General features: G+C 57.6%; 14 protein-coding genes. 9 read left to right on the forward strand and 5 right to left on the reverse strand.

The window, feature by feature from the left end; genetic code table 11:
* Nucleotides 1-394: 394 nt before the first annotated feature.
* Nucleotides 395-520: a hypothetical protein gene (locus tag ACYQ47_RS35820; RefSeq protein ID WP_459909900.1), complete on the forward strand. Its 126-nt coding sequence runs from the start codon at nt 395-397 to the stop codon at nt 518-520.
* Between the two features lie 245 nt (nt 521-765).
* On the opposite strand, the gene ACYQ47_RS35825 is transcribed toward ACYQ47_RS35820, so the two are convergent.
* From ACYQ47_RS35825 to ACYQ47_RS35835, 3 genes are all read right to left on the reverse strand, one after another.
* Nucleotides 766-1,851 (reverse strand): Replication protein O, encoded by a 1,086-nt coding sequence (locus ACYQ47_RS35825; protein ID WP_459909902.1) that lies wholly within the window; start codon nt 1,849-1,851, stop codon nt 766-768.
* 240 nt (nt 1,852-2,091) lie between these two features.
* Nucleotides 2,092-3,123, reverse strand: coding sequence for a ParB/RepB/Spo0J family partition protein (locus tag ACYQ47_RS35830; RefSeq protein WP_459909904.1), 1,032 nt, complete (start codon nt 3,121-3,123; stop codon nt 2,092-2,094).
* Nucleotides 3,120-4,349: a ParA family protein gene (locus ACYQ47_RS35835; RefSeq protein ID WP_459909906.1), complete on the reverse strand. Its 1,230-nt coding sequence runs from the start codon at nt 4,347-4,349 to the stop codon at nt 3,120-3,122. Before ACYQ47_RS35835 ends, ACYQ47_RS35830 begins: the two co-directional genes overlap by 4 nt.
* Before the next feature lie 1,075 nt (nt 4,350-5,424).
* On the opposite strand from ACYQ47_RS35835, the gene ACYQ47_RS35840 reads away from it, so the two are divergent.
* From ACYQ47_RS35840 to ACYQ47_RS35875, 8 genes are all read left to right on the forward strand, one after another.
* Nucleotides 5,425-5,625 (forward strand): hypothetical protein, encoded by a 201-nt coding sequence (locus tag ACYQ47_RS35840; protein ID WP_459909908.1) that lies wholly within the window; start codon nt 5,425-5,427, stop codon nt 5,623-5,625.
* Nucleotides 5,626-6,061: 436 nt separating this feature from the next.
* Nucleotides 6,062-6,769: a hypothetical protein gene (locus ACYQ47_RS35845; protein WP_459909910.1), complete on the forward strand. Its 708-nt coding sequence runs from the start codon at nt 6,062-6,064 to the stop codon at nt 6,767-6,769.
* Nucleotides 6,762-8,333 carry a phage integrase family protein gene (locus ACYQ47_RS35850; RefSeq protein WP_459909912.1) on the forward strand — a complete coding sequence of 524 codons (1,572 nt, stop codon included), beginning with the start codon at nt 6,762-6,764 and terminating at the stop codon, nt 8,331-8,333. The genes ACYQ47_RS35845 and ACYQ47_RS35850 overlap by 8 nt, the downstream gene beginning before the upstream one ends.
* Before the next feature lie 123 nt (nt 8,334-8,456).
* On the forward strand, nt 8,457-8,684 hold the full coding sequence (locus tag ACYQ47_RS35855; RefSeq protein WP_459909914.1) for a tyrosine-type recombinase/integrase: 228 nt from the start codon (nt 8,457-8,459) through the stop codon (nt 8,682-8,684).
* 62 nt (nt 8,685-8,746) lie between these two features.
* Nucleotides 8,747-10,441 (forward strand): P-loop NTPase fold protein, encoded by a 1,695-nt coding sequence (locus ACYQ47_RS35860; protein ID WP_459909916.1) that lies wholly within the window; start codon nt 8,747-8,749, stop codon nt 10,439-10,441.
* 175 nt (nt 10,442-10,616) lie between these two features.
* Nucleotides 10,617-11,621, forward strand: a complete 1,005-nt coding sequence (locus tag ACYQ47_RS35865; protein WP_459909918.1) for an AAA family ATPase — start codon at nt 10,617-10,619, stop codon at nt 11,619-11,621.
* 55 nt (nt 11,622-11,676) lie between these two features.
* Nucleotides 11,677-13,962: a S8 family peptidase gene (locus ACYQ47_RS35870; protein ID WP_459909920.1), complete on the forward strand. Its 2,286-nt coding sequence runs from the start codon at nt 11,677-11,679 to the stop codon at nt 13,960-13,962.
* Between the two features lie 603 nt (nt 13,963-14,565).
* The gene (locus ACYQ47_RS35875) at nt 14,566-14,967 is read left to right on the forward strand and encodes a hypothetical protein (RefSeq protein WP_459909922.1); all 402 of its coding nucleotides are present in this window, start codon (nt 14,566-14,568) and stop codon (nt 14,965-14,967) included.
* Nucleotides 14,968-15,221: 254 nt separating this feature from the next.
* On the opposite strand, the gene istB is transcribed toward ACYQ47_RS35875, so the two are convergent.
* The gene (istB, locus tag ACYQ47_RS35880; RefSeq protein WP_111483759.1) at nt 15,222-16,019 is read right to left on the reverse strand and encodes an IS21-like element helper ATPase IstB; all 798 of its coding nucleotides are present in this window, start codon (nt 16,017-16,019) and stop codon (nt 15,222-15,224) included.
* Nucleotides 16,012-17,490, reverse strand: coding sequence for an IS21 family transposase (istA, locus tag ACYQ47_RS35885; protein WP_459909941.1), 1,479 nt, complete (start codon nt 17,488-17,490; stop codon nt 16,012-16,014). The genes istB and istA overlap by 8 nt, the downstream gene beginning before the upstream one ends.
* Between the last annotated feature and the right edge of the window lie 187 nt (nt 17,491-17,677).

The raw sequence follows: 17,677 nt of genomic DNA on the forward strand, positions 1-17,677 counted from the left end.
GGCGTGCTGTTAAACGACAGTGGCGTTCTTGTTGCAGTGGCCGACCACGAGAAGGAGGTCGTGGATTTTCGAAAGGCAGCCATTGGCAAAACGGAAGGCCTTCCCGTCGCAATTGAGTCAGTTGACATCGGGTGGGAGATTTGGCGACGGGCCCAGATGATCCTCACCCTGCGTTTCAAGACGCAAATCAACGGCGATCCTCCCCAGCACATCTGTGCTTTGAGATGGCCCTAATGTTGTGAATCTAACCTCCTTCGGTGATACGCCCGGCTGACAAGCCGGGCGGTATGCCGCCCCCCTTTTTTGATCGATTCCAAAAAATCTTCCTCCGATATGACACAGGTGAATAGCAAAGCGGAATGTTTCCATTTGCGTTTAGCTAACTAGGTGGGCTATGAGTACAGTGATCTGCGCACTGCGCCATCCGAAGCACGACGCTATCTACACGCTTGCCGAGGCACTCGGCGAGTGGTACATGCACGACGCAGCGTTTCTTATGGTGCCGATCGACAGCGGCTGATTGCCGATTCAGACCACGAACCTCCGTGACGAGGAGATGCGCTCGATCCCGAGTATGGCGCAATCGAAGTGGCGCTACATGGGGAAACGGGCGAGTGAATCCCCGATCTTCCATTGCGTCGAGGGTGATCCGCTGGAAGTCGTTAAGGTCGCCGTTGACCACCATGACCTGGACCATCCGCCCGTCTCGCGGAAGGAGGATCCGTTTCACTAGGATGGGAGCGCCTTCAGGCGCTCTTTTTTTCTTTAAGCAAGCGCCTTTGGACGAAGCAGTCCACGCAGACTGGCAAGATGCTGTCGAGCCATCTCGGCGATCGTCGGCGCGGTGCTCACCGAAAGTGCGTCTGTCGAACTTCGAATGAAGCCACGGTCGATTGCTTGTGCAAAGTCCGCTTTCCAGTTGACTGCTTCTCGGCCGATGTCTTCACCCGTCTTATAGACCGTCATCGCTTCACCATCGGAGCTCACCACGTACGTGGTCTCGCCTAGAGCACTCACGAAGGTCTGTCCCGCACATTCCCGAGCGACGCGCGCCGACTGCGCTTCCCTAACGCGCTTGGTCTGGGCTTCGACGGCGGCTTGGCTCTTCATCCGGACCATGTGGCTGAAGTCGACCGGGTTGCGAAGCAGGGCGCGCAGATAGCAGATCGGTGCCTTGGCGGCCTTGAGATGTGGCCACGTTACTTCGACCACATCCGACAGACGCTTGCCGTGCTCACGCGCTTCTCGCATGAGTTTGAAAATCAGGAAATCAAGAAATCCCAGGGACCGCAGACGCTGAAGATCCTCAGGCACGTTACCCGGTTGTCTCTTTTGAGAAGAAGCAGGGTAAAGATCCTTATATATTCCACCGTGTGCCACGATGGCAGACGGATGCGCCAAAGAGACCGTCTCGGGGTTCGACGTAGCATTGCCAGGGGGGGTAACCAGGCCGAGCAGCTCGGCGGCGTTTTGAGTCAGGTGGATGTAGGCTCGGCCGAAGAGGCCTGCTTCGACGTAGCGTGACTGCGCACGACGATTGATCAGGCCGGCTTTTTCGAGGTCATCCAGGCTGCGATAGAAGGTGCGCATGGATTGCATTGCGCGACCCTTGAGGAGCTCACGACGGGCGAAGATAGCAGCGAAGGGTTTGGCTTGGTCAACAGTCCGGGCGAGGGCGGCGAGCAGGGAACGGGCGCGCTGTGGGAGTCCGTCCAGCTGATTGGCACGGAACGCCGCACGGAAGATCTTCCAGGGCAGGTTCACGGGGTCTGCATAGAAGGCGACGATCGCCTCCGAATCGGCAGGATGTGTTTCATCCTCGCCAGCAACTAGTGGTTGCGCGATAGACATGTCGAGCTGTCCATTTTAAGAAATGGTTGGTTTCGCTTGACTGTCGATGTCTATCAGCTACACTCCGGGTTGTATGTAGGACCCTTTCCAGTTTCCAGCTGGGGAGTGTAGGTGGTGAGACTGCTAGTCAAGCCCACTTACGCAAAAGCCTTCGGTTTCCAGCCGGAGGCTTTTGTTTTTGTGCTGTCGCTTAGCTAATTTATTGCTCCAGACGCCTGTTTAGGCTACTTAACACGTTGATTATTCAGCGCTTTCTTTTCCGGAAGTGATGTGCATAGTTGACGCTTCGGTTTCCAATAGTTTTTTGAGCGCCATGTGGATCCGTTGCGCTTCGTCTTCGGACTTGAACTCCAGCCGGAATACATTCCTCGCGCGGCGCATCTCGCAGTAGGTCCCTTTCCCTACCTTGATCTTTTCCATGACCGGGGGAGGGGAGGCTTTCTTGGTCTTCGGTGGCTCGGCCCCGGCCAGCTTGACGGCTTGCCCTTGATCGATTTCGCCAGCGGCCAGCTTCTGCACCGCAGTCACTACCTGTTCGGTTTTGCCTGCCTTAGCGTACCCCGCAAGCGCAGCGACAGCCGTCGCCCCCAACAGGTCAGGGCGCTCTTCCACCAGCGACAACACGTCAGGCGGCAGCTGGTCGAACTGGAGGATGAACGAAACAAGGGCGGTCGAAATCCCTGTCTGCTCAGCCAACTCCACTTGCGTCATCCCGGGCGTTCTTTCCAGGCGGATTCGGAAGCCCAGATACTTCTCATAGTCGGTCAAACCAGACTGGATCAGATTGACGTTGAACGCACCGTCCGTGGCTTCTTCCTCCGAGCTGTCCATAATCACGGCACGGATGAGTTCCCGGCTCAGGTCGCGGTATGCATCGACCCGATGATGGCCCGAGATAATCTCGTAAGTCTCGCCTTCAGCTTTTCGAACTACGACCGGATGGATTAGCTTGTTGTGTCGCAGGTTTTCCCGAAGCGCTATGTAGGCCTCTTTCGAGAGCTTGCGACGACGCCCAGGGATCTCGACGAGTTGCTTGAGGGGGAGGTCCGCGCCAGCCTGGGCTGCTTTCGAGAGCTGCACACGCAGTTCAGTGTTGGCGACTTCGAGCTCCTGCAGCTGCTTGTCCTTGGCGGCCAGCATCGGCATGGCTTCAAGCAAACGGCCGGGTGCCGTTTTGGGTGCGCCGTCATTGGGACGCGTCACGCCTTGATTGCCGTCCGACGCTGCCGCGATCGCGGCATTTTTCGCCGCCAGTTTGTCTCTCAAACTCATGCTGCCACCTCCACTTTGGTCTCCGCTGTCCAGAGCGACATCAGTTGCTGGTCAATCATTTCTGCGAAACGGTCGTAGGCTTCCCGAGCACGCTGGTAGGTCTTGTTACTGCCTTCATACTTCGAGATGTCGTAAACCGTCCCAAACTCCATGGAGGCCGTGGTCGTCACAGTTGTCGCTGGGATTTCGATAGGCAGGACCAGGCTATCGTAGGAGCGCGTGATCCACTCCCGTACCTTGTTGGTCGCGATCTGATTGACGTCCACTTTTGTCAACAGTACATGGATGAAGTCGAATCGCTTGTTAAGGTCCGGGACCACGTTCTTCATGCTCTTGCCCAAGTCCGTGAACAGCGACCAAAATTGAGTGGAGGAGGCGTAGTCCAGCGCGTTTGGCGGAATCGGTACAATTAGGCCGTCGGCAGCCATGAACGCATTGATCGTCACGTAGGAAAGGGCAGGGGGCGTGTCAATGATGATCGCGTCGTACTCGTCCAACAGCGGCTCCAGACCGGCATTGAGCACATCCCAGAATCGAAACTCAGAATTTTGGGATTGCTTGAACGGCAAAAAGAACTCAGCTGAAAAGAGCGCGGCACTGGCCGGGATAAGATCGATGCCATCCCAGTAGGTCGTCTGTACGGCGTACTTCAGGTCGGTCTTCTCACCGTAGATGAGCGGTAGGATCGTCTGTTCTTCGGTGACTTCACTGTCAGCAATCACCCCGTTCAATGCGGAGAGGGACGCCTGCGGGTCCAGATCGACGAGCAAGACACGGCGACCAAAAAGTGACAGGCCTTGGGCCAGCGTCATCGCGCAAGTGGTCTTGGTGACGCCACCCTTGAAGTTACCCACGGCAATTTTCTTGCCCTTGGCGCCAGTGGGACGAGGAGAGAAGGGACCGATCTTTTTGATCCATTCCCGAGCCTCGGCCAAGGTGAATTCTCGAGAGCGCGGCATGGTTTTACCTTGCGGCAAGGCGAGCTCGGTGCGCTCCCAGAAGTAGTTGATCTTCTTGCGATCTGTCCGGCACAGCGCTGCGAGCTGCGGTGTCGTGAAGACGGGCGCATGCTTCTTGGGGTGGGGCAAAAGCATTTGCTCCCGTACCGTCAAGAGGGTTTCATTCGCGTGCTGGCTAATGATCTCGATATCATCAAGGGCGAACGAAGTAGGGAGGTCATTCACTGCGTGCGTTATCGACACGATGGGCTTAGCAGACGCTGCCATTTGACCCGTCCTTTTGTAGATGATGATCGGATTCGCCGAGTGGCGTCTAATACAGCGCTGATAGGCGAATTTCGGTGAGACTGTAAACGGAAAGCTAGGGCTTGACAAGTTAACTCTGCTGCATGATGAGTTGCTGGAAAGCCGAGTAGCCAAAGGGCTCACGGTGATTCCTCGAAAGAGAGTGAAGTCGTGAAACTGGCGCTTGCCCGTGAAACAACTTGGCGATAAAGAGGCAATGCCCCGGATTCTTGTCCAGCGGGGCTTCTAGTGGGATTTAAACGAAATGTTCCACGCCATTTAGGCTTTTAAAGGGATGGAGATACCCGAGAGTGTCGGAAATAGGCATGGATACGACCTTAAAATCGTAAAGACTTCGAAGTCGTAACGCTTACTACAAGTTCAATAGTTTTTTTACGTTTTCGATCGGTTCGCAACTAACTGTCGCAGAAATGCAAGGCCTTCGAATTGGCCGTGGGTGGTGATTTCCACCAAGTCTTCACCCACCGTTGTCATCTAAATCTGACCCACCCCGAGACAGGGGTATACTCGGATTTCACTTGTGAAAATGTCATCCTAGTGCTTTGCCGAAACGAGGGTCGCCTTTTTTTGAGCGGCCCAGCACGCTGAGCGGCGCTATCAAGCCTTGAGTCGGGTTACGAGAGGTGGAGGAAGGTCACTATCAGGGTATCGCCCACGCTCCCGTGAGCCGCTGGCCGGAACGCAATCCGTCACCTTTGCTTGCCCCGGATGACGTCTCTAGGTCTTGCGACGCCATCCAATGATCCTTGTGTCGTGTTGAACAAGTCGGGACCGGCTGATTGAAGTCTGAAAGACAGCCAAGAATCAGACCTGAAAGCCCTATTTGGCACGGATTTAGCGCGTCCCTCCGAATGCGGCAGGGCTCGATAACTATCGTGATATCGTCCCCGCTTCCGGCGAGCTGCTGGCCGGCCCACAATCCATCATCTTTGCTTGCTACGGATGACGTCCAAAGTGGTTTTGGATAGAGATCTCCGTTGTGCCGGGCGACAAAGCGGTCGATATGCTTGTTATCTTGATGGGAGACGACACCATCATGGAACTCGATGACACGTACTTCGATGGAGCCCTGTTCGCCGAACCCATTGAACCGCCGACGACTGGAGATCGATCTTCACGAGTCGGCGGCCGAATGACGGCGCGAACGAGCGACGGCTTTGCGCTCGTCGAGCCACGGAGGAGCCTTTTCACAGCTGCGGACGATCGCGGCGCGTTCGATCACTACATAACGGCCTAACCCCGCTTGGCTTTTCGTCGGCACCATTGCACGGCGCTGTCGGCCTGCGGTAATCGCGGTCATTCGCTGCTTAACCGCCATTGCAAGTCACGGGCCCGCCTGCGCGACATTAGCGTATCGACATCTGGCAATCGAATCTCTGATCGAGGATGATCTGTATCTGCCGCCGCTGGTTATCGACCGCCATGCGGGCGCGATCGCGGATTGAATGGCGTCTTCTTGAGCTACTAATCGACGAAGCTAGACCGCCCGCGAAGGCAGATACGCCGCGGACGGCCTCGCAATAGAAATTTGCTCGATGACCTTAATGAGCGCATCACCTTCACACGGAACTATCAGCTCATATTAATTAGGAAACCTGATAATGTCTATTATCGGGATAGCGTTTCAGGGATAAAATACGGCTTGTCGCAAAACGCACGAGAGGGGAGGGCCCATGGCGCAAGGCTTTGCGGCGGATGACGAGGAAAACGACGAGCGCGCGCGGCCCGGGTCGAGCGGCGCCGATCGTCATCACGATCACGACGTGAATCACGACCCGAATCACGACGATTCCCATTGCTGGCCGAGCGAAGCACCGAGCGCGGAGGTCGCGCGCGTTGCCCTGAAAATCGACCAGGCGATTACGTCAAAGCGCACTGCCGCAGCCGCCTGGCTCACGACCTACGGCCAGACCGTGCCGTCCCTGCCGCGGTGTCTCCCGCTCAAGCCGACGCGCATGGAACTGGCAGTACTCATTGCGCTCGCCGAAACTTTCGGTAGCGCCCTCTATCAAGACCCGCGCTTCATGCCGGTGCTCGATTTCATCGCCGACTGTGGCGCGGTCGCGCTCGTCCAGCGCGTGATGTACGGCGCGCGGCCCAAAACTGATTTCGACGTGACCGGACTTACGGCGGAGAACGCGAGTCTGAATGGGGTACTGCGCGATGCGCGCGTGGCCTTCGAGTTTCTGTGCGCCACGTGGCCGGAGGTGTTTCTCGCGCAGACGCATGCGGTGCTCGCGCGGATTGGCGTGCGGGTACTCCCAGTTGATGCAGGCCCGATGCCGTCATCAGCGGGCGAGGAAACCGCGGACGACGACGAAGGCGACGGTGAGGGCCGCGACAAGGGCGACGATGCGGATAAGGAGGACGGAGATGGCTGAGCGCCGCGCCTCCTCCGGACAAGCCACCGCCTCCGGCGAAGCCGTCACCGACATCGCAATCACGCGCGGCTTCACCACCAAGGATTTCACGGCGCTGCGCGCCTACGTGCAGCGCATCGCCCCGGCCGTCATCGCGCGCACCTATTACGACCCGGACGAGGACACGCACGCGGCGACGCCCGGCGCGATGGAGCGGTATCTGAATCGCATGCTCGACACGCTGGTGCAGCTCGCAGTCGCGCATGGCTCAACTGCACTCGCGGACCACCTACGCGCCTCCATCAGACAGCACGGGCAGCCCAAGCTCACCGCAGTCACGTTTCGAATGGTCACCGAAGCGGCGCAGCTCGCGGCGGCGACACCGCACGCCGATCACCCGATCGGCGCGTGGATCCGACCGCGCATCGCGAAGCGCTTGAAAGGCGAGGGCATCGCCACGCTCGGCGAACTGGTCGCCTTTTGCAATCGACGGGGCCCCAGCTGGTGGCGCTCGATCCCGCGTATCGGACGTGGACGGGCGCGGGCCATCGTCAGTTGGCTGAGGAGGAACCAGGCGAAGCTGCAACTGACTGTCGAGATCGACATCGATTCGGACGAGCACGATGGCGTGCCGCTGGTCGCCGATGAGCTCGTCGAGGTGGTGCCGGATTTTGCGAGCGAACGCTGCAATGGCAGGTTGACGCTTGCGCCGCTGGAACGGCTGGCGGTGCCGCACGCGCTCTCCGGTGCCGCCGGCGAAAATCGTTCGACGGCGTTCTGCTATATCCAGGCGAATCACGATCTCGATGCGGTGAGGGCCTATCTGAACCGTTTCCGTGATCAACCGAAAACGCTGCGCGCCTACACCAAGGAACTCGAGCGCTTTCTGTTATGGGCGGTCGTGTTGCGCGGCAAGGCGCTGAGCGATCTGCGGGTCGACGACTGCGAGGCGTACAAGGATTTTTTGAAAAATCCGGACGCACGTTTTGTGGGGGAGCGGTTTGCGCGACACTCGCCGCGTTGGCGACCCTTCGCCGCATCGGTCGATGGCTCGGCCTCATTGTCGGCCGAGTCGCAGCGCTATACCGTTCGCGTGCTCCGCACTGCGTTCACGTGGTGGGTTGATGTGCGGTATCTGGGCGGCAATCCGTGGAAAGCGGTCAACGATCCGGTCGTGGTTAAACGCGCCAGCGCGATGCAGATCGAGCGCGCGTTACCTGCTGCGCTGTGGCGCAAGTTGCGCGATGAACTGGATACGCGATCGGCCGAAGAGAGGGCTGTACAGTGGCGGGCGGTGCGTGCCGCGATCCTGTTGATGGGCGATTCGGGGCTGCGTCGTGAGGAAGCGACGACGGCTCGACGCGAAAACCTGCGCCCTTCTTTTTATGCGACGCTTGAGCGACCGGTGTGGGAGCTGACCATCGTCGGCAAGGGGCAGCGAGAGCGTACGGTGCCGGTGAGCGGCGCAACACTCGATGCCTTACGCGTGCATTGGGCGGATCGACGCAAAGCTTTTGACGAAGGCGACGCGAATGCCACGCCCATCGGACCGCTAGTCGCACCCGTCGTCATTCCATGGACTTAAGCGTCAAAGGAACGGCATCGGTCAGGGGAGGGTAGCGGACCGCGGCGATCGGACGAAGCCGGTTATACGGCCGACGGCCTGAACCGGTTGATCGGCCGGATGTTGAACGAGCTCATTGAGACCATGGACACGCTAGATCTTGATGACCGGATGCGGCTCGGCCAAGTAAACGCGCACGCATTCCGGCACACCTTCGGGACGCAGTCGGTCGCCGACGACGTGCCGGTCGATGTGGTTCAGAAGGTATTGGGCCATGCCTCTCTGCAGACGACAACGGTCTATGTGCAGGCTGAGAAGCAGCGTGTCCTTGAAGAATTTGCTGGCTACTATGCACGCCTTGCAAGTTCGTAGCGGCCAGTCCATCCGGCCCCGATCATCGAGACGACCATCTCATTCACGTGGGAGCAATTCGGATGTCATTGCAGGAATCAAAGCAGCATCTTATCCACGCACTTGGCGATCGTGAGAACAAGGTCATCGCTCTGTCCGGAAAGTGGGGAACAGGTAAGAGTCACTTGTGGCGTGAAGCCAAAGCCGAGCGAACAGACGAAGAAGCCACACGAGCTGTCTACCTGTCGCTATTCGGCGTGCTCGATATGAATCAGCTGAAGTTGAAAGCCGTTCAAAGTACCCTTGCTCGCGCGCACGAAGGTGGGGCTGCAGCGGAAGCCGTACGAGGCGCGATCAAAGGTGCGAGAAAAGTTCTCCAAGGCTTTCATAAGGGGTTCGCGGCGCTTGATGACGTAGCGCTCCTTGCTGTGCCTCGTCTATTGCGCGGTAGGCTCATTGTTCTGGATGACATCGAGAGAAAGCACAAGAACCTTGGTGTCGATGAGGTTCTGGGGTTTATTGATGAATTCGTTCAGCAGCACGATGCGCGATTCCTCCTAATCTTGAACGATGACCAGTTGCACGAGCGAGCGGAGTGGGACACGTTGCGCGAGAAAGTGATCGATCTCGAGATCCGTCTGCTCACGACATCGGAGGAGTCGTTTGAGATTGCCACTAGTCTCACTCCATCGCCTTATTCGGCGGCAATCAAGCATGCCGTTTCGGTCTGCGGCGTTGACAATATCCGCGTGATTCGAAGAATCAATCGGATCGTCAATCGGATACTGGGCGATCGGGAGTTGGACCCGGCGGTTCTAAGCCGAGTCGTCCCGTCAATCGTTCTGCTGTCCGCTATTCACTTCAAGGGCCTTGACGACGGCCCTGACTTCCAGTTTGTTCTAAAGAGCGGCGCGTCAAGCTGGGAGGAAATTCTTGGCGAGAAGAAGCAAGAGCCAGACGACGAATCCAAGAAGAAGGCTCGATGGCGCCTACTGCTTGACGGCCTCGCAATCATCTCCAGCGACGAATTCGAAACGCTTGTCGTGCAGTACTTGGAGTCGGGTCAGTTTGACGCCACCGCTGTCGAGGCGATCATCGATCGTTACGCAGCCGAAACGGAAACGATGCGAGCAAGAGAAAACGCATATGGCTTCCTGAAGCGATTGGTTTGGGATATTGATCTCACCGACCCAGAGATAGTTGAACTAGGCAAGACGATGATTCCGACCGCGAGCCATCTTGACCCGCAAACGGTGACGGATCTCTGCACCGCGATCTCGGAATTTCCCGGCGGAGACAAAGTCGGTCATTCGATCGTGCAGACTTGGATCGAACGTTTTCGCGAGCAGGCGGAACCTGTCTCGATGGACGAAGATGCTTTCGGGAGAAAACTTCACCCGGACATCATCATGGAGTACGCTCGGACCGAGGATCGTCGACTCGCCAAGGCAACACTCTGGGAAACGGTAAGAGATATCGTTGTCAAAAGTGGCTGGGGGACACGGGAACAGATGATTCTTCAAAAAGCCACGGCAGCCGAATTTGAGCACGTCATCCGGACGCTTCCGATGGACGAGCGCGCCTTTTTCCTGCGGCAAATGCTACGGATGCGGATCGAACGCGCTAACTACGATAGGCACTTCGGATCGGCGACGCAGCACTTTGCTGATGCTTGCCGAGCGATTGCTTCATCAACACCGCCGGGGCGCCTCGGTGGTTTGATAACACGCCTTTTTAATGACGCCGGGATCGGAGAAGAACTCATCGCGAACGCGTGAGACAGTTGACTGGGGTGCACTACGGCTAGGGTTCGTGCACTGAAGCCGCTATCCAATCTGTGGACTTCCTCCGATGTGCGAGTACGCTTCACAACGTCGCCGTTCTACACAAGCTTCACGTATACTGTACATAAACACATGTCTCGACGGCCATCTCAGTCCCCGAGCGTAAATCATGGCTAACGGAAAACTTTTGCGGCAACTTGTTCGGGCAGGCGTGGACGGCGATCACGAGGCCTTCCGACGCGCGTCTGAGGCTGTCATCGCCGAGGAGCGAGACAAGCAGCATCATCTGCTAGCAAACGACCTGGAGAAGCTGTTGTATGGTCGACCCGCAACAGTGGCCTCCCTGTCGGTTTTAAATCTTGCGAAATCAGTACCCTCTGACAAAGAGCGCGGGATGGATTTAGTCGAGATGCGACATCCTACCCGACAGCTTGAAGATCTCGTCACTAGTAACGACGTCCGCGCCTCAATCGACCATCTCATGCTTGAACATAACCGGCAAGGCGTTCTGGAAAGCTACGGTCTTGAGCCTGCTCGGAAGCTGCTGTTCTTTGGCCCCCCCGGATGCGGTAAAACGCTTTCTGCCGAGGTCGTCGCCGCGGAGTTGGGTCTTCCATTGGCGATTGTTCGGCTCGACGCGGTCGTTTCATCCTACCTCGGAGAGACAGCAGCGAATCTTAGAAAGGTCTTTGACTTCGCTGCCGCCCAACCCGTTGTCATGCTCTTCGACGAATTCGACGCTCTTGCAAAGGAGCGGAACGGAGAGGGTGACCATGGCGAACTGCGGCGCGTCGTCAATGCCGTTCTGCAGATGATTGACGATTACCGTGGGCGAAGTGTGCTAGTCGCCGCGACGAATCACGAGTCGTTGTTGGATAGTGCGATATGGCGCCGCTTTGACGAAACCGTAAAGTTCGAGCTTCCTGATGCCGCTCAAATCTCGCAGCTCCTGCAAAGCAAGCTGCGTGGTGTACGTCGAAATTTCGATCCGGCGGATGCTGCGATTGTCGCAAAGCTGAAGGGCATGTCACACGCCGATATCGAGCGAGTGCTGCGTCGAGCGATCAAGGAAATGATCTTGCAAGGCCGAGAGTTTCTTGAGTCGTCGCATATGACGTCCGCGCTGCGTCGAGAAAATCGCCAATCTGCAATTTCGAGGCGTTGCGTAAAGTAGGTTTTATAAGCATTCTTATGCGGATATCTAAAAACCAAGATTTCGCGAGGGGCCGATGGCGTACGAACATCTGCGTGTGATACGCGATGAACCGATCAATTTGAGAAAGAAACGACGCTTCCCGGGGTTTCCCAAACCGCCGAATGCACGGCAGCACGGTGCGCAGTTGCAACGCAATCTCATGGCGTTGCGAGAGACGCAACCAAGCGAAGGCTTCGACAATCGCAGGCTTCTCGAAGTAACGGTTGTTGATGGTTTCCGGCCTGAATCGTTTGAAGCCATCCCGGGATTGACAGTCGTCAGTCAGGAAGGCACCTCAGTCGTCTTGCTTTTCAGTACGGACGCAGCACTTGAACAGGTAGACGCGAAGCTCACCGTTCTGGCCCGCGATGGTCAAGTCACGCATGCAAGTTTGCTTCTTGCGATGAATGCGTTCGACTCCTGGACGTCTGATGACCGCGCAGGCGCAGCGCTGCAGCAACTTGGCCTGCCAGATGAGAACGACTCGATCGTCGATGTCGAGCTTTGGCCCTTGGATCGCCGGGACGAGCGTGATCGCATGATGGCCGCCTTTGAAGCCTTACTTCGAAGGAATGACATCGAACAGCTGGACTCGTTGCATCGAGACAGTCTCGTACTATACAAGGTGCGCGTCTCAGCAGGTACCTTGGCCGAGTTGCTCAACTACCGCGATGTCAGGCTTGTCGATCTACCGCCGAGTTTCGGATTTGGTCTCGACGCGCTGCGTCTGGACGTCAACGCACTTCCAGTCATCGAGCCGCCAAGCCTTGATGCCCCGGGCATATGCGTTTTGGACACGGGCATTGCAGCCGGTCATCCCTTGCTCGGACCAGCGATGGGAGATGCGCAAAACTTCATAGATAAGGGGGAGGACGCGAGCGATCTGGACGGGCATGGCACACGTGTCGCAGGGCTTGCTCTGTACGGTAAGGTATTTGAACTATTGCCCGATCAATTTGCGCCACGCTTGCGACTCTTTGCAGGGAAGGTATTCGCCAATGACGGACAAGATCAAACTCGGTTTGTCGAGAAGGCTGTTGAGGAAGCTGTTGCATACTTCAGCGACACCTATGGATGTAAGGTGTTTTGCCTCTCGTATGGAGACGCAAACAAGGTGTACGATGGGCGGCACGTTCGAGGGTTAGCTTACACGCTTGATCGATTGTCTCGGGAACGAGATATCCTGTTCGTCGTCCCTACAGGTAATCAGCCGAACATACCCGACACGGCATTAGCAGATTTCCCAGGTTATCTGCGTGGCGACTCCTTTCGTCTTCTGGACCCTGCGCCGTCTCTCAATTCAGTTACGGTGGGAGGGCTCGCTCAGTTCGAGCTTGATCATCAGGCCCAGCGGTTTCCTGAGCGAATCGAAACCACGCCCCTGGCTCGACGTAACCAACCCAGTCCGTTCACACGAGTAGGCCCGTCGATCGGTGGCGCGATTAAACCCGACTTCCTCGCGGAAGGTGGAAACTTCGCTTGGCAGCATCTTCGGCAAAACTTCACACACCACCGGCTCGGTGTCGTTTCGACGTCACGGCATTTTGCCGACGGACGACTTTTCGATGATGCGCCCGGAACCAGCTTTGCTGCCCCCCAAGTAGCTCATCTAGCCGCTTCGTTGCTGCGCTATACGCCAAATGCGTCCGCAAATTCATTGCGCGCTCTGCTTGGCGCTCACGCCCGTATTCCTGGCGAAGCCGACGCGCTCATTCCGGAACCTCAGAAGCTGATCGTTGCGGGCTATGGAAAAGTTGAGGACGGCTACCTATTCGAATCGACAGACAACGTGGTGACATTGTTGGGGATCGATGGTATCGCCCTTGATCACCACCATTACTATGAATTGGCGTTGCCCGACGACTTCTGGTCAGGAAGCAGCAGATCCCGAGAGATATCGGTTGCACTCGCGTACAGCCCCTCAGTCAGGACAACACGCATTGGCTATCGGGCTGTCAAGCTGAGCTTCAACGTGGTCGAAGCTGATAGCCTCGAACAGGTGACTGGCTGGTTTAATACCAATCGGGTCGCGGCTGCTCGACAGTTGAAGGAGTCAGGGTCTGCCAACATTAATGCAACCGTTCGATCCAAAGGCACACTGCAATGTGCAACCTGGACATATAAGAGATCGGGTTCGCGGAAGCTCTTCGTGGTGGTGACTAGGAAAGATGAATCGTGGAATACTGAGCCTAACGTGTCGGAGCCTTACTCGCTTGCCGTCACTTTCAGAGATCTCGCTAACCCACAAGCGAACATCTATGTTCAGGTTCGACAACGGCTCCGTCAACGCGACCAACAACGTGTTCGCAATGTTCGTTGACGCTGGAAAGCGGCCGCCCGCCCTCCTCCGCCACTGTTCACTCGCGATCCACGATCTCAAGTGGTTTATGAAGCGAAATATAGGCTCAAGTGCTGCAAGTAGTATCGAACCTAGATGGCAGTGAGGCGAGATGGCATAGTCATTACAGCCCTGCCGGAGACAACGCACGAGGGGCAGTTCGAGGAAATTGGTAGCCTTAGTTCCTTAGTGACCGCCGCTTATGGCGAAATGACTGTCAATGACAAGCGCCCGATCGCGCTCGACATTGCGGCAGACCCGGCCCCGCTCGCCTGCATATTCCAGGAGACTACAGGAGTGATACGTTTCCGCTGTTGCGCTACCGATTGCAGCTAAACCTGAAACTTGAACCTTGCGAAAAAAGTGGCGACGAAACATAAAGAATCCATTTTCGCCAATCTAGTCGACCGGGTCATGAAAGATAATATGCACGAAGTCGCAGGGGAAAGTTCCACATGGCACATCCAAAATCTCCAGAGCGGTACGCCTTCTTGTACGACAGCAGGCCGGCCCGCTTCCAAAGCGGCCCGTCAACATTCCACTTTAACTCGACATCCAGAACTAGCCATATGAACAAGTAGTGCCATGTCGCTATTGATCGCGGGGGCCACCTTCACACTCGCGGGCTGCAGTTCTACTGAAATCACCTCTGCGCAGTCCACGCAGATTGAACCTGAACGAGTTCTTTCACAGACTTATTCAACATCCAGTGAGGGTGCCCAGCGCATTGAGATTGTGCGCGACGGGGGACTGGTCGGCTCCGGCGTCCGCATTATCATCTCGGTGGATGGTGAGGATGTTGCAATTATGAAATCGGGCGAAAACGTTGTGGTCTACTTGCCGCCCGGCAGGCATCTAGTCACCGCATCGCCGAAGTCGTTTGGCCAACGTGGAGGCGCAACGCCAACAATGGTTATCGTGCCCGGAAAAACCAACGAGCTGCGTGTGGGATCGACCTCAAATGGATTCTTCATCGTTTCGCGCTGAGCGCCTGCGACTCCGACATGACGAACAATGCTGACGCACGATTCCTTGGCTCCGCAGCAGAAATATCTGGCCGCGTGCGCGATATGATGCGCAGACACGATGCATCGTCTCCGATTCGACTAGCAATGGCTTTTTGGGGCGAGGGCGCTCAACATCTCATTGACGACGCCAAGCCGCACCACTGTTGATTTTCACGGAGTCTTAACCCACCGTTTTCATCTAAATTTGACCCACCTCGAGACAGCGTAGTACATCTATTCCGGTGTGGATAACTCTTCGTTTCCAGCCGGTTTTGCTGCTCTTTTTCTCGTTGCCTTCGCCTTGGCAGAACTGGTCCTGAAGCGCCACGATTCATTGCCGGTCTCGACGATATGGCAGTGATGCGTAACCCGGTCCAGCAGCGCTGTCGTCATCTTTGCATCCCCGAACACGGTCGCCCATTCGCCGAAGCTGAGATTGGTCGTGATCGCGACACTCGTGTGCTCGTACAGCTTTGAGAGCAGATGGAACAACAATGCACCACCGGTCTGGCTGAACGGCAGATAGCCCAGTTCATCGAGAATCACCAGATCGACGTACATCAGCTTGTGTGCGATCTGGCCTTGTTTGCCGGTCGATTTCTCCTGCTCTAGCGCGTTGGTCAGCTCGACAGTTGAGAAGTAACGCACACGCTTGCCGTGGCGCTGTACGGCCTCGATTCCGATTGCCGAGGCAAGGTGCGTCTTGCCGGTGCCTGGGCCGCCGATGAACACGACGTTGTGTGCGCTCGCGAGAAACGACAGTTCGCTGAGTTCACGAACCAGCGCTTCATCAACTTGTGCCTGTGCGAAGTCGAAGCCTTTCAGGTCGCGGTGAGCCGGGAAACGTGCGGCGGTCATCTGGTAGGCGATCGAGCGTACCTGCCGTTCGGCGGTCTCCGCCATCAACAGCTGCTTCATGAAGCGCTCCGGCTCGAAGTCAGTGTGACGCGCCTGTGCCAGCAGCTCCGGCCAGGTGCTCGCCATGCCGTGCAGTTTGAGGCCCTTGAGCTGGGCAATGATGTCGTTAGACATGACGATCCTCCGGTGGGTTGGCGCGTAGCGTCTCGTAGCGGCTCACGTCAGCCGCCGGCTCTTCCTTGAGCTGAAGTTTCGTCGTGGCGGGAGTGGCACTCGTGACGGGCGCCTTCAGCCGGCTCAGCACGTTCAGGACGTGCTCGCCACTTGGACGCCCTGAATCCAGCGCAGCCTGTACCGCAAGCAGCACGGCATCAAGCCCATGTTCGCGCACGGCCGAGAGCACTTGGGTCATGACGCGATCCCCGCCCGGGTGTTTCAGCAGGTGCCGCTGCAACAGCTGCAGCGGCTGCGGCATCGTTATGAAGGGCGCCCCGTTGCGTAGCGCGCCGGGTTTGCGCTCGACCAGCGTGATGTAGTGTCGCCAGTCGTAAAAGGTCATGTGCCGCTCGAAGCTGCGTTCGTGACGGGCGATCTCCTGGGCGTCGGCGACGACACTGAGATACGCCGGATAGCAGCGCACGCTTACCAACTGGTTCGTGTATTCGGTGGGCACGCTGTAGCGGTTGCGCTGGACGTGGATCAGGCTGGTCGACGAGACGCGCAAGGTCTGCTCGACATAGCCGTCGAACGGCCGTGGATTGGGCATCAGCCGGGTGCGCTCGTCCTGCAACACGTCCTCGACTGTCAGCTCGGGCCATTGCGGGTGCCGCATGTGCCAGGCTTCGCGACACTGGCCGGCAACCCATTCGTTCAGGATCTCCAGCGTCTCCCAGCGCCGTAGCGCTGCTTCGTGCCAGATCTGCCGTCGGCGGTCCTGAACGTTCTTCTCGACGATGCCTTTCTCCCAGCCTGCCGCTCGGTTACAGAAATCCGGCTCGAACAGGTAGTGGCTGCACATCGCTTCAAAGCGGGCGTTGACCGCGCGCTCCTTGCCGCGACCGACCTTGTCCACGGCGGTCTTCATGTTGTCGTAGATGCCGCGCCGGGGCACACCGCCGAACGCGGCGAATGCACGGGCGTGCGCGTCGAACAGCATCTCGTGACTCTGGGTGGGATAGGCGACGAGCCAGAACGCGCGGCTGGCGTTCAGTTTGACGTGGGCAACCTCCAGGCGCCGCCGCAGGCCGCCGACGAAGGCGTATTCGCAGCTCCAGTCGAACTGGAAGGCTTCGCCGGGTTCGAAGGCGAGTGGCACGTAGGCCTTCCTGCGCGGGGCTTCGGCCTGCTCCTTGTGCCAGCGCCTCACAAACGCGCTGACGCGGCCGTAGCTGCCCGCGTAACCCTCGCCGCGGATCGCCTCGAACATGAATCGCGCGGTGCGCCGGTCACGCTTCGGTCGATGACTGTCCGCCCGCAGCCAGCCCGTCAGCTGTGCGGCCCACTCGTCCACGACGCTCGGGCTGACGCGCTTCGGATACTTCGGCTCGACAGCATCGGTCTGCCGCAGCCAACTGCGCACCGTGTTTCGGGACAGGCCCGTACGCCTCGCAATCTCGCGCAGCGGGACCTTCTCGCGGAAATACATCCGCCTGATCTTGGCCAATAAGCCCACCGTGATCACCTTTGTATCCCCTGCTCAAAGATTGAGCAGGACATTCAATCACGTGGGTCAAAACTCGATGAAAATTACGCCCCTTAGTGGGTCAGTTCTGCGTGAACATCAACACCCAGCGTCTCGACAACCGACCGCAACAGGTGAAGCTCGGCCAGCT

The sequence above is a fragment of the Caballeronia sp. HLA56 genome, from assembly GCF_054655155.1.